This window comes from Paenibacillus wynnii (assembly GCF_000757885.1).
In the GTDB taxonomy this organism is placed as follows: Bacteria; Bacillota; Bacilli; order Paenibacillales; family Paenibacillaceae; genus Paenibacillus_AQ; species Paenibacillus_AQ wynnii.
This window is the reverse complement of sequence record NZ_JQCR01000002.1, coordinates 1,736,731-1,758,850: the sequence shown is the minus strand read 5'-3', so window position 1 is coordinate 1,758,850 and position 22,120 is coordinate 1,736,731. Positions and strand designations below refer to the sequence as shown.

The window sequence follows — 22,120 nt, the reverse complement described above, 5'->3', positions numbered from 1 at the left end:
TTTCATGCCGCCTTATTTATTACCCTTGCCTGGGTTGGTTCCCAAGTTAGGACCGCCGGAATGATTGCCGTTTCCGTTACCGTTACCGTTATGCAAACCGTTGTTTTGACCTGAAATCTTCGTTTCAAACACAATTTCTTGTTGCTCTAGAACTGCAGGAGCGATATAGGTCTTTTTAGCCATATTTTCCACCTCCCTTCGTTATAAAGAACACTTTAAAACTACTATACAAAATTTTTGCGTAGGAAAATAGAGCAAAATTAATTTAATGAAAGATTAGTTCTCTTTACCCACTATGATCAAGTTTAAAACAAAGGTGATATCCTTGAGAGTTGAAATTTGTGTATTCGTGGTGTAGACAATGAGAAAGGCACCTACCATTAACGGTAGGTGCCTTTCTCATTTGTGTTAAATAAAATTAATGGATATTTGTACTGCTGTAAGGGAATTGGCTAGAGTAGTTGTCGAATTGCTTGTAGGCTTGATCCAGTTTTCTTTGTTCTTCGGCCTCCAGCTTATAATGGCCTTTCTGGAACATTAGCTCATACATCCCATACTGACACTGGTGGGTCTCGTTCAGAACGGTCAGGATGTCATCGTGAAGTTCGGGATGGCTCGCTTCTCTGGCAGAAATATTAAAGCTGTCGGTTAAGTATTTCTCCATAGCAAGGATGTCATTTACACGATCTCGGTCATTTAATTCCGGCCCCTTTACTTTAGGTTCATAAGGAGGCTTTGGATTTTTAATGATATTTTTATTTTCATTTGAACTCATGGCGTCAGGTCACTCCTTTCTATTGTTGCAGCTTTTTCTGCACGGTCTTCATTTCACTGGTGTTGTCGTTTTGCAGGTGTTTTAACAACAGCTCGAAATGACGTTGGTGCATTTGGCCGGCCTGATCAATGGCATGGCTGATATCAGAGTCTGAGCATTCGCGGGCAAAATGGTAGCACTTCTTCATAGCAATCAGTTGCCAGGACAACTGATCCTTTAAATATAGCGTGTCTTTAGTGGTGATAACCTTAGGGGGTTGAGAGAAAATAGGTTGCTGCTGCTGTTCATCCCGCTGGTTTTGCATCAAATACCCTCCTTATCTGTGATGTGGTCAGGTTTATATCTTGCTTCTGATTCTGAGGATATATTCAGTAGAATTTGTCTGAAGAATCTGTTAAAGAAACTTATTGAAGAATGAACGAATAAAAGCGGCCCGGCCCCACTTTCCGGGACTAGGCCGCTTCATAGGTTCGAGTATTAGCTAAACGATTTACCTATTCTTCGGAGCGTTGGTGCGCGGCTTCATCTTTAACTTCTTCGCGGAAAGCTTGGATGCTATCTCTACGACGATCATTCTTTTCTTCGATTTGATTGCGTTCCTCGCTGCTGATCTCTGAGGAGAATTCGTTCAAATATTCTTCCCCTTCACGCAGGTTCTCAATCGTATCCTGAATATGCTGCTGCAAATGTTCTACATTATCTGCCCGATTGTCCGGTTTAGCCATTAGTTGTCGCCCCCTGGGTCATTTAATGCGCTCACTGGAACGCTAAAAGGTAGTTTGATCGTGAGAGGGTATTTTTATGCATTAGAAGGGGATAGGGCTACATACAAAAGCACCGTACTCTGCAGAATTGCTTCTGCGTAGTACGGTGCTTTATAATACCGACGATTAAACCTCGGCCCACTTTTGGTCACCTGTTAAGTACTTTTCGGTCAACACCGTAAGGAGTTCAATCCCTACAGCATTTTGTCCGCCCTCAGGAAGGATAAGGTCGGCGTATTTCTTAGAAGGCTCGATGAATGCTTCGTGCATCGGTTTAACTGTAGTTAAATATTGATGATGGATCGATTGAATTGTGCGGCCGCGTTCTTCAATATCCCGGAGTACCCGGCGAAGGATACGCACATCAGGATCGGTGTCGACAAATACCTTAATGTCGAGCAGCGCCCGAAGGTTTTCGTCAGAAAGAACATGAAGTCCTTCGAGAATGACGATATTATTCGCTTCTAAATTCACCGAATCAACAGTAGAACGGGCATGAATTGTGAAGTCATATACCGGAGCCTGAGCGGGTTTGCCTTCTTTTAGACATTTGAGATGCTCAATTAACAATTCGTTATCAAAGGCGAAGGGGTGATCATAATTGATGGATCCCCGTTCAGCCATACTAAGATGCGAATGGTCCTTATAGTAGTTATCCTGAGATATGAAAGTCACCTTACTCGATCCAAGACGATCAATGACGGAACGGGCAACTGTAGTTTTTCCGGAACCGGTGCCACCGGCGATACCAATAATGAGCATGGTGTTTCAATAACCCTCCCTAATGACTGCTTTTGCAATTCCAATATTGTAGCATAGCCTGTACACTTTTACACCGTCAGCTAGGCAACAAAGCATAATATTTTTTGAAATTCGTCAATATTCGGAATAATAACGCTAGGCTAAGCCTTAATCTCCATATTGTGGATTGTGATATACTTTTTGTAGGTAAATACATAGGTATCAGGAGAGGAGCTTAGATGAACGAATATCAATTGCTGGTTGAGGCATTTAATCGGACTACCTATCCATTATCGGGTCATGGGAGAAGAAGCATTCAAGTATTAAAGGAAGCTTTTCAGGATGTGGATGAGAATCTAGACAGTGATATATATGGCTCAGGGCAGCTGATCGAGGATTTTCAAGCCGAAATGGCTGAGTTTTTGGGGAAAGAAAGTGCAGTATTTTTTCCAAGCGGGACGATGGCGCAGCAAATTGCTTTAAGGATATGGTGTGATCGAAAAGGTTTCAAAAAGGTCGCTTATCATCCCTTATGCCATTTGGAAATCCATGAACAGGATGGCTTGAAGGAACTGCATCATCTCGAACCTGTTTTACTTGCCGATAAGAATCGCCTGATTCATTTAGAAGACGTCTTGAACATGGATAAGGAAGTGGCCTGTTTATTGCTTGAATTACCACAGCGCGAGATTGGCGGGCAGCTGCCGGACTACACAGAACTTGAAGCGATTTCGGCGTATTGCCGTGAACAAGGGATCTTACTGCATTTGGACGGTGCGCGGCTCTTTGAAGTCCTGCCCTATTATGAGAAAACCGCTGCTGAAATCTGTGCGCTGTTTGATAGCGTGTATGTGTCTTTTTATAAAGGAATCGGCGGGATTGCCGGAGCTATATTGGCGGGCAGCGAGGATTTCACACAGGAATCAAAAATATGGAAAAGGCGGCATGGCGGAGATTTAATCAGTTTGTATCCTTACATAACTGCTGCTGATTACTATTTCAAACAGAGAGTACATAAAATGGGGCAGTACTACGAAGAGGCCAAGGAGCTTGCCAGTTTCTTTAATCAGAGTGAGGCGGTATCCACCTTGCCTGTAGAACCGGTATCCAACATGTTCCATGTCCATTTTGAGCTGCCAAAGGAAAAGCTGATGCCTATACTAATTGCCATTTATGAGTCGACCGGAATTGGTTTTACACAGGTGCTGAGAGAAATCGAAGGAACAACCTCCTGCTATTATGAGGCCAGTATCGGGGATCGGTATGCAGGGGTGCCTAAAGAGAAGTTGCGCGAAGCTTTTAAACAGCTGGATGAGAAGATAAGAGAAGCTCAAAAAGTAGACAAACGTTGAAGATACCCAAGATTTAGGGGAGGAAATCTTTGAATGTTATTCCGACCCGATAACGAAAGGTCATATGAATAATGATAATTGCGGTGGCGAATGGGATTGTCGCAGTATAGATATTGTTAGCCAAGGGATTAGTGGATGGCAAAAAGAATTTGACGACGGATTTTATATTCGATGGAGTGTAAGTTATAAGCAGCTAAATAAAATAATTGGAAATTACGAAAGCCACAACAGATGATATCCAAAGAATTCAAGCCTTAGAGGATAATTATTTTGTCAAAATAGAAAATAACACCTTTATACCTTTTGATGACTACTATATAAAAAAGAATAGTAAATTAGCATAATAGATCCTTTATGTATTAAGAAAGAAAAATGGGCATGCAAACTTTGATCAGTTTACATGCCCATTTTAAAATCACCCAAATGCTCTGCACCTCAAAAGGGAACCCTAGAAAATTTAGCTAGGTGCCTTTCTTTTAATAGAAGAATATTAGTTAACCTCGATAGTTAGCGAACTTTTGAAGCTCTCTCCCGGGTTCAGGGAGATGATCATTTCCTTATCCTTGAGTTCACCCGTGAAATTGTCTGCATCCGCAATGCCGTGCCAAGGCTCTACACAGATGAAAGGGGCATTTTTAGGCTGCCATAAGCCCATGTAAGGGAAATTCTCGTAGGACAGAACTACACTTTTAGTGGATTCCTTGCTTTTTAAGGCAACTCTTTGAGAGTTGATGTTACGAAACACTAACGCGCCCTCTTCAAACATTTCATAGGATAAGGGCAGGATCTGCTCATTCTCCAAAATAACCTCGGACTTTCCGCTAACCAGTTGATTGGATTTGTTCATGAATAGCCGCTCAAGCGTTTCCTTTTGTTCGAACTCCAAGTAATAATCCTGAATATGACCCCCCTCTTCTAACGGGCAATTAAAGGCAGGATGTGTGCCCAACTGGAAGAAAATTTCTTGCTCATCGATATTATTCACCCGATAGTCGATCTCCAGTTTATTACCTTCGAGCGTGTATGTAATATATAGATCAAACTTGTAGGGGTATATTGCTAATGTAGTTTCATTGTAAGTGTGACGATAAATCGCCCGTGATTCACTCGCTTCAACTAACTCGAATTCATTATGCCTCACAAAACCATGATTTTTTAATGGATAGGATTTGCCGTCTACCCTTATCTCTCCGTTATTAACTGCACACACAATCGGAAAAAGCACCGGAGAATGGCCTGGCCAATACGCTGCATCTCCATTCCAAATGTACTCAACGCCGTTTTCTTCTTTTTTGAAGCTGATGAGCTCTGCGCCGATGGATTTGATCTGGGCGGTCGCAGTTGAACTTTTTAAAGTTGTAATCATTAATGTACTCCCTTTCTTTTTGTTTATTGATCCTATTCTACCAGCACTCTATACAACAATACAGCTCCCAACCCACCGAGTACGCACTAAATCCTGCACTTCGTGCAACATTACCGCTCCCAACCAACTAATTACTCATTAAATCCTGCACTTCATACAACAATACAACCCCCAAACCACCGCTTACCCGCCAAATCCTGCACTCTATACAACAATACAGCTCCCTGCCTACCGATTGCGCACCAAATCCTGCACTCTATACAACAATACAGCTCCCAACCCACCGAGTACGCACTAAATCCTGCACTTCGTGCAACATTACCGCTCCCGAGGAGCCGAATGGTTACACAAACGCCAGCGTGTAACACAAAGTACCTTATTCTAAAAAATAATTATTACATTATGTAAAGTGAAAATATTTATTATTGGTATAACATATATAGAAAGCAGTTATTTGTTTTTAATCCACCTAATTGTTCGAACGGAGATGATGTGATGCAGTTGAGAAAATTAACCGTGAACGGCGAGCGACTGAAGAATACCATCGAGACCTTTGCGGATTTTGGCCGTACGGACAACAATGGTGTGACACGGCTATCATTATCAGAAGAAGATCTCAAAGTCCGGAGTTACTTCCGTTCCTGCTGCAAAGAGTTGGGGATGAACGTTAGGGTTGATGATATGGGCACGATGTATGCAACACTTGCGGGGGCCAAGGAGAAACCGCCTATCGTGATTGGATCACACATGGATACCGTCAAAAAAGGTGGACGGTTCGATGGTGTGCTCGGGGTTATCGCCGGATTGGAGATCGTACGGACTCTGGTCGATCAAGGGATTACCCCTGAGATTCCAATTACCGTTATGAATTTCACCAATGAAGAGGGTGCTCGGTTTGAACCTTCGATGATGGCGTCTGGTGTCTTGTCCGGAAAGTTTGATAAGGCCGTAATGATGAGCAAAAAAGATCCGGAAGGGACTACGTTTCAAGAAGCACTAGAGGCAAGCGGATTTGCAGGTGATGCCGCTAATCGAATTCAGGAAGCCACCGCATATCTGGAGCTTCACATTGAGCAGGGTCCTGTCTTGGAGAGGGAGGATTTATCCATCGGGATAGTGGATTGTGTAGTCGGCATGGCTTGTTATGAGATTGAAGTGACCGGTGAATCCGATCATGCGGGCACAACACCTATGGAGATGCGGAAGGATGCCTTGTTCGCGGCGAACGACCTTATTACAGAACTTCGAAATAAGCTTGGGTTGCTCGATTCCGAACTGGTCTATACCATGGGCCGAATGAACGTCCTGCCTAATATTCATACCGTTATCCCTAATCAAGTGATTTTTACGGTGGAAGCCAGACATAAGGACATGGGTGTGGTTCGCGAAGTTGAAGCTATCATTCAGAGCTTACCGGTGCTGCAAGGGGAGTGCGGTGTTACGACAACCAAGCTGTGGGGCCGTGATACGGTATGGTTTGATCCCAACATTTGCAACCGGGTAGAGCAAGCAGCATTAAGCTTAGGATATTCTCATAAAAAAATGGCCAGCGGTGCGGGTCATGATGCGCAGTTCGTGGCCGGTTTTCTTCCATCCGCTATGGTTTTTGTACCTAGTGTTAAAGGGAAAAGCCATTGTGAGGAAGAGCTCACCTCCTATGAGGATTGTGAAAAGGGTGTAAATATCCTGCTGGAAACGGTACTGTGTTTGTTAAAATAAAAGAAAGTATAAGTCTTCAGTATACTTTTATATATTTCTATGAGAAACGGATACCGTCCATTTTTAATGTTATGTTTGTGAAACTAAACATACCCTCATCCACCTTATTATTAACTTGATGTTACCTTTGCGCACAGGAATACTGTGCTGCTTCAGTTCTGCCGACAACCCGCTCAATGAGCGGGTTGTTTGTCTTTTTATACTTAAACAAAGGTTCTAGGTGAAGAGTAGCGAAGGGGAATTTTGGAACTGTAGGAGCGCCAGCGTTCGCCTTTGTCTCCGGATTTCTACCGCAGATAGCGGTACAATCAGGAAATATGGAGACAACAGCGACCGAAAGTCCAAACATTCTCCGTAGTTACGACTAGTTACCGGACATCCATTTTTGTTTAAGTATTTGTGATAAATAGTCCCGTTGTGTAAAAACACAATCATGACAGATAATGTTTTTCTTTTTTAACAAATTGAATAAAAGACTCATATGTTATGATTCTTTACATAAGAGACACACACAAGACAGGAGAGATTAGGATGATTATTGGAGTTCCTAAAGAAATTAAAAACAGCGAAAACCGTGTAGGCATAACACCGGCGGGTGTAGTTACTCTTCTTAGAGCAGGGCATGAGGTTCTGATTGAAGCAGGCGCAGGTCTGGGCAGTGGATTCCCGAATGAAGAGTATGAATTGGCCGGAGCCAAGCTAATTGAGGATGCCGGAACACTTTGGGGCGCTTCCGACATGGTCATTAAGGTAAAAGAACCGCTGGAGAGCGAATATGAGTATTTCCGTCCAGGCCTGATATTGTTCACTTACTTGCACCTTGCTCCCGAGCCTGCTCTGGCAGCGGCGCTTCAACAGCATGGGGTGATCGGTGTTGCCTACGAAACGGTGGTGGATGGACGTACTTTGCCGCTGTTAACACCTATGAGCGAAGTTGCAGGACGCATGTCCGTACAGCTGGGAGCGCAGTTTCTGCAAAAGAATTACGGCGGACAAGGCATTCTTCTCTCCGGTGTTCCCGGGGTTAGCAGAGGTAAAGTCAGCATTATCGGCGGCGGTGTCGTGGGTACTAATGCAGCCAAAATGGCCATCGGCCTGGGAGCAGATGTGACTATTGTTGATCTGTGTGCGGAGAGACTGCGCCAGCTGGATGATATTTTTGGATCACAAATCAATACGCTGATTTCCAACCCTTTCAACATTGCCAAAGCGGTTGCTGAAGCTGATCTGCTGGTAGGCGCTGTGCTGATCCCGGGTGCGAAGGCTCCTAAACTGGTTACCGAAGAAATGGTCAAGAGTATGAAACCTGGCTCCGTTATTGTCGATGTGGCGATTGACCAAGGCGGCATCGTGGAGACGATCGATCGAATTACTACACATGATCATCCGGTATTCGAGAAATTCGGTGTACTTCATTATTCGGTAGCCAATATGCCGGGTGCAGTTGCCAAAACATCGACCATTGCCTTAACGAATGTTACGATTCCATATGCGCTGCAAATTGCTAATAAAGGCGTGGTTAAGGCTATTGAAGACAATGAAGGCTTGAAAAGCGGTGTTAATGTAGCTAATGGGAAGATCACTTGCGAAGCCGTGGCAGAAGCTCTTGGGGAAGAGTATTACACGGTAGAGCAGGCCTTGGAGCAAGAGCCTACTTTAATATAAATAGAAGAGAATAAGAGGGTAACTTAGGAACAGTCCAATCATAACGTGGGCTGTTCTTTTTTTCATGTCATATAGTCAGCTTAGGATAAATCGTACTATAATAAAATCACTCTTTAATACGAGATTCGGCTATTCTTCAGGTTGGGGTGGGGACATTTGACAGGACTAGATCCATCGTTTGATCGTTTTTTTGACAGCATGGAATCCCTTGCGGATACCATCAGTGAAGCACTCCAGTCCCAAGTCACCATAGAAGACAGTAACCACCACGTCATCGGATATAGTTCTCATCAATTTGAAAGTGATCCGGCAAGAATTTCTACGATTATCGGCAAGCGTGTGCCTAACCATGTGATTATCGGCTTACGCAAAAAGGGTGTTATGCAGCAGCTTGAGACCGCCGCGCATGCGATCCGAATTCCTGCGGTTATGGAGGTGGGACTCGGTCCTCGTCTGGCGATATGTATCAAGAATCATAAGGAGATTCTTGGTTACATATGGGTAGTCGATACAGGGAATTTAGAAGCAGGACATGCGGAGAGTATTATCGAAAAGGCCGCGGGTATTGCTGGTCGTTATCTGCTGAAGCAGCGGGGCTGGAAGATTAAGCAGGAGAAAACGCAGGAGGATTTTTTTTGGAAGCTGCTGACTTCGCATTATGATTCAGAGCCGGCGATTAAGCAGGAAGCGGAGGCATGGTCGATCCTATTGCCGAATAGTTATTACATCGCTGTATTCGAGACTACCAAGGTATATAATGATGCCTTAGTTCACAAGGTTCGGCAAGCCGTGGCCTCTTATGCCGGGCTTCGTCTGCTGCTGCTTACAGCAGAGCACGACCGCTTAATTATTCTGTTTACCTTCACCTTTCCTGTCGGAGGTACGCATGCCCTTTCCTCGTTTATGAGTAAGCTTGTGAAGGACCTATCTAAGAGTGAAGGCTGTCCTATGTTGGCCGGCTGCAGTCTTGATTATGACGAATATACATCAGTTGCCCATGCCTACCGGGAAGCGGTCTCTATCCTTGAAATCAAGAAGCTGCTGCCCTTTCACGGCCGGGATTTGCTTTTGTATGAGGAAATCGGATTATGGGCTTATTTTCCGGCCATTTTGGACCATAAACGCATTCAGACCCGTAAAAGCCCTTTGTTGCATCTTCTGAAGGAACATGACCGCGAGCATAAGAGTGATTTCTTAAAAACAGTGGCGGTCTACTTATCCCTAAACGGCAATCTAAAAGAGTCAGCCTCTTTTCTGCATATCCATACCAACACGCTGATGTATCGTTTGAACCGGATCGCTGAGATTACAGGCAAAAGCCTGAAGGACACGGATTACCGAACCTCGATGTATTTGGATCTATTGACAGAGGAGACCGGGCAGTTGAACGAGTGGTTTGTGGAAAACAGGGAATAGTTAAAAAGGCGATAAAACCACAAAGCCGGTTAACGGAGGTGGTTCTATCGCCTTTTATTGTTAAAAGCCCTAACGCTGCACTACTCTACAGTCTCGAGTTTCGACGAAACCCGGTTTCTGCCAAGCACCTTGGATTCCAGCAGCAGCTGATCTGCATTGACGTAAGCCTTCTCTATGGATACCTTTGAATTGATTTTATAGTAGTATAAACCGAAAGAGGCTGTGTAGGTAATGTCTATATTCTGATCTTTATATTCGGCTTTGACTGTGCTTTTTTCAATTTTATGCAGAATCTCTTCTACTAAAAAGAGGGTTTGCTCATAGCTTTTATTTCTCATAAAAAGAGTAAATTCCTCACCGCCGCTTCTAAATAAGAAATCATCATCATTTAGGAACGAAGTTAAGGTATCGGCAAAATGTTGGATGACACGATCCCCTACGGCATGATTATAGGCATCATTAATCTTTTTGAATTTATCAATATCTGCGACTGCAACGCCAATCCACTCATCACCTTGTTCCAGTTCTTTCATTGTTTTATCCATGTAAGAACGGTTGAAGGTTCCCGTCAAGAAATCCTGATAAGCCATTTGCTCGAATTTGTCCCGTTCGAACTTGTTCTGAACACTTTGAGATTTGGAGTAAAAGGAACGGCTAACGATGTAATTCAACAGGAATACGCTAATGAGCCTGTCCCAATTGCCCTCTTGGAGGAATAACAGCAGCAGTCCGTTTGAAATGGCTATTTTCCCGATATCCAGCAAACTTCTGTTTCCAATGTAAAGGTGAATGACTTCCCCGCGTGTAGTGATATCTCTTGAGATCCAACAAGTTATCGAAATAAAAGTAGAAGATAGCATGCTGGATAATACAGTTAGCAGAAAGATTAGCAGCCAGAAACCAAATGGAAAGCTTGAAAAACCAGGGCCCAAATATTGGTACAAGTAATAGGAAATCGAACCTGTTAAGGCGAAGGAGCCTATATTGTAAAAGGTATCCAGAAATTCCTCGGGATCATCTGTTTTAGTGAGTTTTTTATACAAATATACAGTGACCCTATACAGAGATTCAAATATAAAGACGCCTAGCGGACCGGAAAATATGCCCAAGGAGGCAGTGTAGCTAATGCCATATTCTATGTTTGAGTTGCGGTTGGTGCTTACTATGCGTAGGTGATAATAAATACTGGAAAAAACCCAGTATACCAGCAGAGCTATCAGATAAGTGTTGCCAGGGATCGTAATGGGCCCTGAATTCCAGGCAATGGCTATGGAAATGAAAAATAACAAAAAATCGAAAATCCTTGCTTTCGACATAGTTACAAACTTTCCTTCCCCCTAAAGTATTGTAACTATTATACTCCAATACTTTTTAGTAAAGAAAAGATATTTTGTATCGGCGGTTGAGGGGAGACTAAAGGGGAAGTCGATGAGAGAGATAAAAAGATATTAATATTCCTTGACTGGAATATTCCTTGAGTAGTATATTTAACTTGCAAGTAAGTACTTTAGGGTAAAACAGTATGGTTAAAAGGAACATAAAACTCATGGAAACAACAACATTTAGTGCACTGGCTGAACCAAATCGCTTACGAATGATGGAGCTCTTGCTTAGTGTTAAGGGTCCCTTGACTGTAGGGGAGATCGCAGATCGTCTAGGGTTACAGCAGCCTCAAGCTTCCAAACATCTGCGTGTCCTGCTGGAGGCCGGATTAGTGGAAGTAGAGGCCGTCGCCAATCGCCGGAATTACAAGCTTCGAGTTGAGCCGCTTCAAGCCCTTGATGTATGGCTAGAAACCTACCGAAAGGTCTGGAATGAACGATTTGACAATCTGGAGGACTATCTGCAGAAGCTGCAATCCAAAGAGAATCATTGATTTACAAATCGATTTTCAGGAGGAATTTGTGATGTCGAACAAAATGATCACTACGGTAGAAGGACAGGAATTGATTCTGGAGCGGGTATTTAATGCGCCGCGCGAGCTCGTATTCAAGGCATTCTCAGAGGCGGAGCATCTTAAACAATGGTGGGGGCCGCGTGGCTGGATCCTTCCGGTTTGCAACGTTGATTTTCGCCCCGGAGGTATTTGGCATTACTGCATGAAGTGTATAGATGAGAAGCAAGGTGAATTTTACGGAATGGAGTCTTGGGGGAAGGCTGTCTACGAGGAGATCGTGGAGGGTGAAAAGGTCGTTTATGTGGACTACTTTTCGGATGCAGAGGGCAATGAGACGGAAGGTATGCCTTCCTCGCATATTACGATGATTTTTGAAGAGCAGGATGGCCAGACAAAGCTTATCAGCCGGTCTAAATACTCATCTCCAGAAGCACTCCAAACCGTTATGAATATGGGGATGGAACAAGGGATTGCGGAAACTTGGGATCGTCTTGAAGAGCATTTACAGTCGATGCAATAACTCTAGAAGGTTCGGTTGTAACCCATACATTGAGAAAGCCCATCCTGAAGAAGGATGGGCTTTTCCTGCTTCAACGAGAATTGATGTATAGAATACAACATTCCTAAGTCATACCCGTCTTCCAATGCGGAAATGTTGTATAGAATACAATTTCCGCTCGCTAAAAATGCCTCTATCGCACCGAATATTGCATTTCATACAACAATTTAGCTTCATGGGACTATTTCCCGATTTTAAGTTGTAGAACATACAAGAATTCAGCCCCTTCTTAGGTGAATACATCTTATTAGGTTGCAACCTTTTAGGGTAATATACGTTTGAAAAGGTAAGATAAAGTGAGGGAAAGGGGCACGGTCATGTACAGAATGAGAAAAAGTGGATGGATTTTCTTGGGAATCATCATACTGCTGCTTGCTGCCTGCAACGGAACGCCAAATGCAACACCGGAACCGACGGGACAAACACAGGAGCAACCCGAAGTGACGGAGGCAACGGCCGAGCCACAAGTAACTGTAGATCCACAAGTAACTGTTGAGCCTTCAAAAACTGTAGAGCCTCAAGAGACTGAGGAAGCACCGGAGGAAGGGCAGCCGCCTACAGCCCTGGAAGCAGCGAAAACTGTAATCTCAGCTCTAAAGAAGGGTGACATGAGCACACTTGCATCCTGGGTGCACCGGGATAAGGGTGTTAGGTTTTCTCCTTATGCATATGTCGATACCAAAACCGATCTCGTATTTACCAGAGATGAGGTAGAGGGTTTGCTGAAGGATCCAAAGGACCATGTGTGGCGGACGTTCGCTGGCTCGGGGGAGCTGATTAAGATTCCGTATGCGGAGTACCATAAACGGTTCGTCTATGATGCAGATTTTATAAAGGATGCTAAGATTTCATTAAACAAGGGGCTTGGACAAGGCACAACAATCAATAATTTAAATGAAGTGTACCCTAAGGACAGCTACGACTTCGTTGAGTATCATATTGCTGGAATTGATCCTAAGGTCGAAGGGATGGATTGGCGCAGCCTGCGATTGGTATTTGAAAAAATCGGCCAAGATCATATACTTGTAGGTATTATCCATGATCAATGGACGCCATAAGTAACTATTACTCCGCACCAACCTAAAGCCCGACACGTACACTAACCTATAGTGAGAGAACTCCATCATGAAGGGGGAATTGCGGTGTCGTATTATTATCAACATCCTGGTGCGGTGGGATTTGAGCGGAAGATGAGGGCTGCCATTATGGAGGCAGCTGCTGCTTTGAATGCGAGCGGAGCAGATTTCGCCGTTTATGAAGACTCCCGTGGGAATCCGCAGTTATGGACGCGTACAGCTAACGGAGGTTTGCAGCTGAGGAAGGGAGTTCTCCCTTCGGTTGGGATTTCCGATATCTTTCGAAATGGGCATTTATATGCCTTTGAGTGTGGGACTGCAATGGTAATTGTATTGTACATGGCCACGCTTGAGGTTATAGGTGAGAATGCGTTTAACACGTATTTCCAAGATCTGTTCCTGTGGGATTGGCACTATCATAGTAATCTGCGGTTAATCGCCACCCATCATATATCTGAAGCTTCCCCCGGAGATGTGGTGTATTTCAAAAATCCTGACCATGCCCCCGATAAGGTCGAATGGCAAGGGGAGAATGCAATTATGCTTGAAGACGGGCTGTATTACGGGCATGGAATTGGCATAGCACCCGCAGAGGTGATCATTGATTCCCTTAATCAAGAAAGATATCCCGGAAGTCTAACTTCGGCTTATCTGACCAATGAAGCTTTGCACCCAGATTTTGCGTATTTGCAATCACTGTCTCTAGGAAGAGAGCCTTCACCAGTAGATCCTAGGCATTTGGAGTCTACGATATTCTCCAGAATTGGTACCCAAAGCTATATTCATCATTTGAAACGATGAGACCACAAATCAAAGAGAGCATTCTAAGCCGATGTACGGCCGAAGGAATGCTCTCTTCTAATTTTATAGGTCCATAGCGGTTTTAAATCTCAATGAAATCGTTCCGAAATCTCTCGTAATCGGCAACCCTGCATTCTAATGTAAGCCGGGTTCCCTCTTCTTCATAGCTGGCCGATTGTACATGGGCATGCTCATTGAAATAGGAGACGACTGCGCCGCGGTCGAACGGAACCAGGATCTCACACTGAATATAGTCATTAAATACATGACTTCGGATCATTTGAGTAAGCTCCTCGGCTCCGCTTTTTTCTTTGGCGGAGAGATAGACAGAGTCTCCTTGGATAAGCGGATAGGGCTGCTCCGTTAAATCGGCCTTATTGTAAGCATAGATCGTCGGAATTTGATCCGCGCCCAGCGCCTTTAAAGTCTCATCGGTTACCGCCATATGCTGCTTATACTCAGAATCGGCATAGTCGACTACGTGAATCAGCAGATCCGCTTCCGTCACCTCTTCGAGTGTAGAGCGAAAGGCTTTAACTAGATGATGGGGAAGCTGACTGACGAATCCGACGGTATCTGTCAGCAGAAACGTTTTGTGATCGGGCAGCATAATGCTGCGCACAGATGTCTCCAGCGTCGCGAATAACATATCCTTGGCGAACACTTGTTTATGGGAGCCTGGGTGATAGGTTTCTACCATCACATTCATTAAGCTGGACTTGCCCGTGTTGGTATAACCTACTAGACAGACGACCGGCACTTCATTCTTGCGGCGCTGCTTCCGCTGAATCTGACGTCTGGACACTTGGTGCTGAAGCTCCACTTGAAGGGCTGTGATCCGTTCTTCAATTCTTCTGCGATCCAGCTCCAGCTTCGTTTCACCTGCGCCTTTATTCTTTAATCCGGCACCGCCGCCTTGTCTGCCCAAAGATTCACGTAGCCCGGTCAGGCGGGGCAGCATGTATTGCAATTGGGCCACTTCGACTTGGAGCTGGGCTTCTTTGGTTTTGGCCCGTTCCGCAAAGATATTCAAGATTAGAATCGTCCGGTCAATGACCTGTCGATCTAATGCAGACTCTAAATTGCGAATCTGGGAAGGAGTAAGCTCATCATTAAATATAACAATGGGGGCATCCTCCGCTTCCAAGAGCGCAGACAACTCCTGGATTTTACCGGTTCCAATATAATGGGAAGGATTAACTCGGCTGGCCTTTTGGCTTAATTCTCCCGCTATCCTTAGATCACAGGCGGCAGCCAAATTACGCAGTTCCTCCATTGAATAAGCGAAGTTGGTATCATTTTGGAGCTGGACACCCACAATTACTGCTTTTTGTTGTATAGATTCCATAGTATTATTCATCCTCTCGGTACTGAAAAGTAGACCCAAAAAAGCACAGGTCATCTGCCTGTGCTTACAGTATCTGTAGAGGACTCAGAAATTCACATAGAAGGAATACACCAAAGAAAGGCTCGTAAAGGCAAGATCATACGTGATCTTACCGGCGAGCAGCAGGTTATTCGTAAGCTTCTATGGGGTTAAATGGATAGACCAATCCTGAGTCCTCTGCACAGTGGCAGAGCTTCTAGCGCTATTTTGTTTAGCCGCGAAAAGTTCTAACTCGGATATAATCTATCACACCTAACCCCTCCGTTCCTTGTAGTTAAAACGATTTTAACACGGTGACCATTATATGGCAATATAATGGAAGTATTTCTTTATTTTTTAAGCAAAGTACGGATTAGAGACACCCTTAACAATTGCTTTTTCATTAATTTCACGCGGAATTCACGTCTTAACCTATCGTAGATACCCGGGCAATGGGTGTGGGCCCAACCATACATCGCCTCGAAATCCTTGTAGCTTTTGGCGGAATTCATGAGGTAATAATAGATGGTATCGTAGACATTATGGTTGAACCACTGATTCATTTTCTTTGCGCTATAGCCGTATTGTTCAACCGCCATATTCTTAATAAGCATTTTCTCTTCCAAATTCTCAATGAGAAAACTTTGACTTAAGTTGAACGTAATATTGTTCCCGTGAATTCGATAGACACCTGCAATCACATCTATGAACCCGGCATCTCCAATAAGTAATGAACGTAGATAAATGGAGGCGTCATTGACCATATTCATATTCAGGATATCCATTTGGATCAAAGCTTCACGCTTAAAGACGGTGGTTAGGGTGGAAGCAGGCTTAGGAAACCCTTTTTGCTCAAAATTCATGAAATAGTCCAGTTTGTTGATGAGTTCACTAAGTCCCAGACTGGAGATCTTCAACTGCTCGGTCTGCGAGTATTTAAGAAATACATTTGCGGCCACAAAGGATATTCCAGGATGGAGCATGTGGAAATCCACCGCTTGGCTTAAATAACTCCGGTCAATCAGATAATCGTCATCATCCAAAAAGAGGATATACTCCCCATCAGCATGTGCAGCAAAGGCTAAACGCCGATTATGGCCCGGCCCGCGGTTCGTTTCGTTACGCATATAGATCACACGCGAGTTTTCGCCAAAACTTTGTTTCATAAGAATATCTGTACCATCCGTAGAACAATCATCTATCACAATGATTTCTTTACGGGGATAGTCCTGCATGAGAATGCTTTGAATCGCTTGCTGGAGGAACTCTTTTCGATTGTATGTGGTTATAATGATACTGACTTTCGGAAGTTCAGCATCAAGACTAGCTACCGGTGGGTTGCTCTCTGGGGGAGGGAAGTTACGTTTCATGTCCACAAGACCCATCACCAGCTCAGGAAGCTGCACTTTCTCCACATGGAACTGCTCTGACAGGTAGTAAAGCAAGGCATCCTCTGAGGCTCTCCCCCATAAAAAAGCTTGAACAACCCCGGATAAAGTCTCTAAGTCAGTCGCAGAAGGGTTAAGAGTATCCGTTAGCTGATCCAGTAACTCGTCATACGCTTGCTGCCAAATTTCGCTATGATTCATAATCAATCCTCCTACACGCTTACTTTAGATCCGGAATTCACCTTACGCTTTAATTTCGCTCGATACCCTTTGAAATGGTCCCAAGCATACAGGAAGACCGATTTCTCCATCAAGGAGGAGATCAAGTAATAAATAGGGAGAATCACGATCCCCAGAACCGCCCCCCAGACGATAAGTTCAATATAGGAGGTAATGTTCATATTCATCGTTGTGGTAACCGCAATAATAACTAAAAAGACGCCTATGTTCGTGAACCATCTTTTGAAGGTTACCCATGGGCTCCGGTCCAGCAGTACTTTATTAGCATAGATGACGATATCAATAGAACGGTATAACAGGGCCGCAATGGTCCCGAGCAATACTCCGTATATCCCCAAGAATAGAACGAATACAATCGAGGCTATTAAATTAATGGCCGATTCGAGAATCGAACGATTCTGCGTCTTCTGGAAGTGTCCGGCTATCGTAATCACATTGTTGGCAGAAGTTCTGACATTGGTCAGCAGCTTAATCGCTACGAACAACACAGGCAGCCAGAAGTTGATATAATTCACATCGGTTACACCGGCGGTATACAACCGCATAAACGGCAGGATTAGGATGTAAGCCACAGTAAGAATAGCAAAGATCAATCCCATGAAATACACCTCAAAAGCATCATAGAGCTTAAGGAAGGCCTCTTTGCTCTCGTGATAGCTTTGCCCAAGGGCCGATTTCATGCTGCCATTTACGGTCTGAACGACGTTGTCGACGATTGTAAAAATCATGTTGTACATGACATAGATACTGACAATTTTTAAATTGGTGAGCAGGGTTAGGATAAGCACATCTGTATTTCTGAACACCAAATAGGAGATTTCATGAACCAATACCGAGTTCTTTTGTCCAATCGCTGCAAAATCAGGCTTTAGACTTAAATCGATCCATTTGTAATTCTTTTTCATATACACATAAAATACGACAATTTGCAGCAGGGTCAGCACGAAGAAGGAAGCTTGAACCGCGATGATGTTGACGCCTTGCAATAACAGGATAATGCGCACCACGTTGTTCAGGACATTGGCTGCGGTAACGATGGAGGTTTCGATATAGCTTTTTCCCTCAGCGATGAGGAGAATTCTAAATTTTCCTTGAAAATAGTAATTAATCGCCCCGCCCAGCCCTGTTAGTAAAATAATGAACATAATGCTGAGCTTATTAATCTCCGAATGGATCACCAGCGGATACACAATAGCGATCAATACTACCGCAAAAAAGTAGTACACACCTGTTTTTTTATAATAGCTAGAGGTAGCTGCCAGAATAGAGTTAATATGGCTCCGGTCATTCTGGGCTATCGGTTTATATAGCGCTTGTAGAGAGGCTGCCCCGACACCCGCTTCCAGAAGAGCCAAATAACTGATGATCTGTACGATCGAAGCAATTAATCCGTTGGCCTCCGAGCCATAGTTGACCATAATCAGCCTAGGAATAAAGAAACCGAGAAAGATGGTGATCAATTGACTTCCCAGCCCAAAGGACAAGTTAAGAATACTCCGTTTGGCTCTCATAAGTCCTCCTGCCCAGAAGCGATAAATACGAGTCCAGCTTCTCAAAGTGTCTCTCTGCTTCTATAACTTGTTTCGATACATCAATTCCGTTGGTATGGAAGCTGTTAAAAACCTGCTCCGGCTGCAGGTCTTCCAAGCCTTTGAAGTCGGTGTATAAGCCAGTAAAGCCTGCATCCTGCATAACATTGACCATTTTGTTGCTGTAGGCAATAGGGAAGACAGGTTTCTCGTATACCCAGCCTAGAATCATCGCATGAAACCTAGAGGCTACAACAAAGCTTGACCCGGCAAGCACGGACAGAATTTCCTCCATGTTTGTGGTGAACAAATGTGTTCGGGTTCGACCAACGAACTCCTGCGGCAGTCGGTTCACGATGTGTTCAATCGCTTCATGATCCCCTTCATGCTCACAAAAGGACAGGAAATGTACCTCAAAGCCTTGTTGAATGCAATACATTGCAACATCTTTCATTTTTTCATAATAGAGCAGGTCGTAACTGCCCAAACCCTTGGAAGACGGCTTGATCACGGATATAGCCACGTAATTCTCCTTAGCCTGTTCTTTCGGTGGAGTGAGCTGAAATATAATGTCTGGCGCCAATCGTACATTTCTTAAATCCTCAAACAGCTGATAGGAATATTTCTCCCGGAAGCATATATCCGTATATTGCGCGAAGAGCTCCTTGTGTGTCTGATAATACTCGTTATCTGTAAAGGGACCGAAGTTCGCACCCAGTAAAAAGTAGGGCTTCGATGGGTTCCGGATCGATTCTGCTTTGTGGAAATACTCTTTCCAGTACTCCCCCTGCATGAAAATGGAGCCGCCGATATGCACGATTCCATCACTATGCTTCACTAGAAACCTTTGCATGAAATCGGGCTGCTTTATTTTTTTGAACAGAAAGTTAATGCCTCTGATCCAGATGGAATCCGAAGCGTATACCCGGAGATTCTTCAGGTCTTTGAAGGAAAGCTTATACTTCCCCGGGGCGAGGATGGCAAATGGGGTATCCGGGTATCGCTCGCACAGAACCTTAATGAATAAATCATCACCCAAATTGAACTCCGTATAGGCATAAATTAATATTTTTTTCATCGCTCCATTTCCTTTCCAGCTCCATTCACCCTAGCTGTTTGCTTGAACCTTGAGCACTGTTTTGATTCTGCTTTTTAGATGAACAATGCTTCGATCCCAATGAATAAACCTCTGGTATAACCCGGGGGAGAACAGGAAGGCCTTGATCTGAAAGGACAGCTTCTTGTCGGTTCCGTTATAATGCTTCATGATTCCATGCATTTCTTGCGTGAGCTTAGGATAGGTCTGATCGATATCCTGTAGTAATTTTTGTATCCGTACGCCTTGAGTGTTGCTGAGACAGGTATTTAGGTTGAAAAAGTAGTTCTCTGTCATTTCCCTGTTCAGCAGTAAATCAGATATGGGTTCTAGTTCGCCTGAGAAATGGGTCCTGAAATACGCATCCACCCGCTTAAAGGCATCCACAACATCGAATTTTTTGACATTATAGCTGTTGGAGATCGAAGAGCCCCGCTGCAGGTAAAAGGATAGTACCTCAGGCAGGGAGGTTACCTTGGACGCTCTGGATAAGGCTTTATAAATAAACTCCTGATCTTCGCCGTTTATACACTGCTCGGTATATTGGATTTCATGCTTCAGCAGGAAGTCTCTCTTGTAAGCAATACTTCCGGTCCAAATCCGCAAACTTTTTTCGACAAAAATCTTCTCTAGCGCTTGAATTCCCGAGATGTGGTTTAAATTTGAAGTAAAGCTGACAATCGTTGATTGATCCTCTCTAACCAGATTATATCCCCAGCAAATAATGTCAGGCTCCCGGTCTGTTACATTCGTCTGGAGGGTCTGCACCAGATCTGTTGAAACGTAATCATCACCGTCGAGAAACATCACATATTTCCCGGAAGCGGCGTATAAGCCTTTATTTCTGGCAGCGCTTACTCCGTGGTTGTCTGTTCTTAAGATCCTGCACTGTAGGGAAGGGTGAACGGTCAGAAAGGCATTGATCGTGTTATACGTCTGATCCGTAGATCCGTCATCGACAATAATGACCTCGTATTGCTTCTCACTTTGGTGAAGGAGTGAATCCAGCATCGGGGCCACATGACTTTCCAGATTGTACACAGGAACCACAATGGTTAAATTCACTTGAACACTCCTTTCTTTGATTACCTTAAATCAGTTGTCTTGAGAATATTTGTTTTAGGCCTTTTTTGTAGCCTTTGATAGCAGGATAATTTTTCTTAGGCCGCTCTCTGAGAATCAAGTAGAGTGTTGTCCATAACAATGCGAGGTACCCTATGGGTCCCGAGTGTTTATCTTTGAGTAGATGGACGTGGTTAAGCACCCGGGTGTATGCGACATCCTCCAGATTATCTCTGGAAGCCGGGGATTCATGATGAATGAGCTTAAGTTCAGGGTTGATATAGAGCTGTCCTTTATTCAACGCGATTCGGGACATGAAGATATCCTCGCCGACGCTGTAACTCTTTAACCAAGGGACCGGCTTCAGATCTTGAATAGCCTCTTTCTTAAAAGACATATTGCAGCCGTGCTGAAATTCAGTCTTGAAGGTTTTTCTCGCCTTGTGCCAGTTGTACATGGAACCGGCTTGACCGCTTAAGGATAGTTTTCCGCTGAATAGGGATTGCTGGAAAGAGAGAAGGCATCTAATAGTGCCCAGGAAGCTATTCTCCATTCCAATGGCTACGCCCCCAACACCTACACAATCCGGATGATCGCGGTAGGTCTGAAGCAAGGTGGAGAAATAATGGTCCGGAATCTCAACGTCATCATCCAGGAACAATATTGTATCCATGGTGGCTAATTCCACCGCTTTGACTCTGGACAGCCACAATCCCGGGTCCGTCTTGCTGTAATAGATAAAAGAATAACCCTTCTCATCTAAGATAGACTCATACTCGTCAAGTTGCTGCATGGGTAGTTCACCGTCATCTACGATGATAACTTCAATGTTGTGGTGTGCACTTAGGTTTTGATTAGTCATAGAATAAATGCACCGTGTCAGATCCTGTACCCGATTCCTCGTGCAGATTACCACTGACAATCCTTGCATGGACTCCACTCCTCTTTATCTAAATATCCACAGCTAACTTAAACTTACTATTGGAGTCAAATGGTTGTATATACTACTTTAGTTTACTTGTTAGAGTAAATCCTCTATGTTTAGGATTAAAATGAACTTATTGTAAATAAATTGTAACAATTTGGATCTCGATGGCATAGTAAAATATTTGAATATTTATTAACATGTTCATTAAATGTAATTCTCACTAAAGATGAAGGTTACAAGCAGAATTATTGCACAGAGTTGAAAGCGATTCATATCAGCGTTTATGGGCCAATCAGGAGCATCGGAGCGAAATGGATTTGGATGTGAGATTTCCGGCGATAGTAATCCGGATTAGGGGAAAAGGGGAGGTTCTATAAGCA

At 43.9% G+C, this 22,120-nt stretch carries 21 protein-coding genes; 8 read left to right on the top strand and 13 right to left on the bottom strand.

Translation table 11 applies throughout. The features are described 5' to 3' along the window. Positions 1–12: 12 nt before the first annotated feature. From PWYN_RS29200 to udk, 5 genes are all read right to left on the bottom strand, one after another. The gene (locus tag PWYN_RS29200) at positions 13–183 is read right to left on the bottom strand and encodes a hypothetical protein (protein WP_157261128.1); all 171 of its coding nucleotides are present in this window, start codon (positions 181–183) and stop codon (positions 13–15) included. A gap of 235 nt (positions 184–418) precedes the next feature. After that, positions 419–775, bottom strand: a complete 357-nt coding sequence (locus tag PWYN_RS10410; RefSeq protein ID WP_036651133.1) for a spore coat protein — start codon at positions 773–775, stop codon at positions 419–421. A gap of 19 nt (positions 776–794) precedes the next feature. Beyond that, on the bottom strand, positions 795–1,079 hold the full coding sequence (locus PWYN_RS10405) for a hypothetical protein (RefSeq protein ID WP_036651131.1): 285 nt from the start codon (positions 1,077–1,079) through the stop codon (positions 795–797). 190 nt (positions 1,080–1,269) lie between these two features. Continuing rightward, entirely contained in the window at positions 1,270–1,500 is a 231-nt protein-coding gene (gene tlp / locus PWYN_RS10400; protein ID WP_036651127.1) for a small acid-soluble spore protein Tlp, read from the bottom strand. 165 nt (positions 1,501–1,665) lie between these two features. Next, complete coding sequence (udk, locus tag PWYN_RS10395; protein WP_036651124.1) at positions 1,666–2,301, bottom strand: uridine kinase; 636 nt, start codon at positions 2,299–2,301, stop codon at positions 1,666–1,668. 218 nt (positions 2,302–2,519) lie between these two features. Here udk and PWYN_RS10390 point away from each other — a divergent pair, with 218 nt between their 5' ends. Continuing rightward, positions 2,520–3,632, top strand: coding sequence for a threonine aldolase family protein (locus tag PWYN_RS10390; protein WP_036651122.1), 1,113 nt, complete (start codon positions 2,520–2,522; stop codon positions 3,630–3,632). A 490-nt stretch (positions 3,633–4,122) separates the two neighbouring features. On the opposite strand, the gene PWYN_RS10385 is transcribed toward PWYN_RS10390, so the two are convergent. Further along, a complete protein-coding gene (locus PWYN_RS10385; RefSeq protein ID WP_036651120.1) occupies positions 4,123–4,998 on the bottom strand; it encodes an aldose 1-epimerase family protein in 876 nt (291 codons plus the stop codon). A 495-nt stretch (positions 4,999–5,493) separates the two neighbouring features. On the opposite strand from PWYN_RS10385, the gene PWYN_RS10380 reads away from it, so the two are divergent. The 3 genes from PWYN_RS10380 (at position 5,494) to PWYN_RS10370 (ending at position 9,798) form a co-directional block, all read left to right on the top strand. Further along, on the top strand, positions 5,494–6,717 hold the full coding sequence (locus PWYN_RS10380) for a Zn-dependent hydrolase (RefSeq protein WP_036651118.1): 1,224 nt from the start codon (positions 5,494–5,496) through the stop codon (positions 6,715–6,717). A 531-nt stretch (positions 6,718–7,248) separates the two neighbouring features. After that, positions 7,249–8,382 carry an alanine dehydrogenase gene (gene ald, locus PWYN_RS10375; protein ID WP_036651116.1) on the top strand — a complete coding sequence of 378 codons (1,134 nt, stop codon included), beginning with the start codon at positions 7,249–7,251 and terminating at the stop codon, positions 8,380–8,382. Between the two features lie 156 nt (positions 8,383–8,538). Further along, positions 8,539–9,798: a PucR family transcriptional regulator gene (locus PWYN_RS10370; RefSeq protein WP_052087887.1), complete on the top strand. Its 1,260-nt coding sequence runs from the start codon at positions 8,539–8,541 to the stop codon at positions 9,796–9,798. A gap of 80 nt (positions 9,799–9,878) precedes the next feature. On the opposite strand, the gene PWYN_RS10365 is transcribed toward PWYN_RS10370, so the two are convergent. After that, positions 9,879–10,841, bottom strand: coding sequence for a GGDEF domain-containing protein (locus tag PWYN_RS10365; protein ID WP_240479714.1), 963 nt, complete (start codon positions 10,839–10,841; stop codon positions 9,879–9,881). 503 nt (positions 10,842–11,344) lie between these two features. Here PWYN_RS10365 and PWYN_RS10360 point away from each other — a divergent pair. The 4 genes from PWYN_RS10360 (at position 11,345) to PWYN_RS10345 (ending at position 14,131) form a co-directional block, all read left to right on the top strand. Beyond that, on the top strand, positions 11,345–11,674 hold the full coding sequence (locus tag PWYN_RS10360; protein WP_084146675.1) for an ArsR/SmtB family transcription factor: 330 nt from the start codon (positions 11,345–11,347) through the stop codon (positions 11,672–11,674). A gap of 31 nt (positions 11,675–11,705) precedes the next feature. Then, complete coding sequence (locus PWYN_RS10355) at positions 11,706–12,215, top strand: SRPBCC domain-containing protein (RefSeq protein ID WP_036651109.1); 510 nt, start codon at positions 11,706–11,708, stop codon at positions 12,213–12,215. Positions 12,216–12,571: 356 nt separating this feature from the next. Further along, entirely contained in the window at positions 12,572–13,312 is a 741-nt protein-coding gene (locus PWYN_RS10350) for a hypothetical protein (RefSeq protein ID WP_052087886.1), read from the top strand. An 84-nt stretch (positions 13,313–13,396) separates the two neighbouring features. Then, positions 13,397–14,131, top strand: coding sequence for a hypothetical protein (locus tag PWYN_RS10345; RefSeq protein ID WP_036651106.1), 735 nt, complete (start codon positions 13,397–13,399; stop codon positions 14,129–14,131). A gap of 82 nt (positions 14,132–14,213) precedes the next feature. On the opposite strand, the gene hflX is transcribed toward PWYN_RS10345, so the two are convergent. The 6 genes from hflX to PWYN_RS10315 form a co-directional block, all read right to left on the bottom strand. Further along, entirely contained in the window at positions 14,214–15,479 is a 1,266-nt protein-coding gene (gene hflX, locus PWYN_RS10340; protein WP_036651103.1) for a GTPase HflX, read from the bottom strand. A gap of 368 nt (positions 15,480–15,847) precedes the next feature. Then, the gene (locus tag PWYN_RS28015; protein ID WP_052087885.1) at positions 15,848–17,086 is read right to left on the bottom strand and encodes a glycosyltransferase family 2 protein; all 1,239 of its coding nucleotides are present in this window, start codon (positions 17,084–17,086) and stop codon (positions 15,848–15,850) included. 11 nt (positions 17,087–17,097) lie between these two features. Then, complete coding sequence (locus PWYN_RS10330; RefSeq protein WP_036651100.1) at positions 17,098–18,636, bottom strand: lipopolysaccharide biosynthesis protein; 1,539 nt, start codon at positions 18,634–18,636, stop codon at positions 17,098–17,100. Beyond that, the gene (locus tag PWYN_RS10325) at positions 18,611–19,732 is read right to left on the bottom strand and encodes a polysaccharide pyruvyl transferase family protein (RefSeq protein WP_036651097.1); all 1,122 of its coding nucleotides are present in this window, start codon (positions 19,730–19,732) and stop codon (positions 18,611–18,613) included. The genes PWYN_RS10330 and PWYN_RS10325 overlap by 26 nt, the downstream gene beginning before the upstream one ends. A gap of 30 nt (positions 19,733–19,762) precedes the next feature. Next, positions 19,763–20,815, bottom strand: a complete 1,053-nt coding sequence (locus tag PWYN_RS10320) for a glycosyltransferase family 2 protein (protein WP_036651095.1) — start codon at positions 20,813–20,815, stop codon at positions 19,763–19,765. A gap of 25 nt (positions 20,816–20,840) precedes the next feature. Continuing rightward, positions 20,841–21,743 carry a glycosyltransferase family A protein gene (locus PWYN_RS10315; RefSeq protein WP_036651091.1) on the bottom strand — a complete coding sequence of 301 codons (903 nt, stop codon included), beginning with the start codon at positions 21,741–21,743 and terminating at the stop codon, positions 20,841–20,843. Positions 21,744–22,120 lie beyond the last annotated feature (377 nt).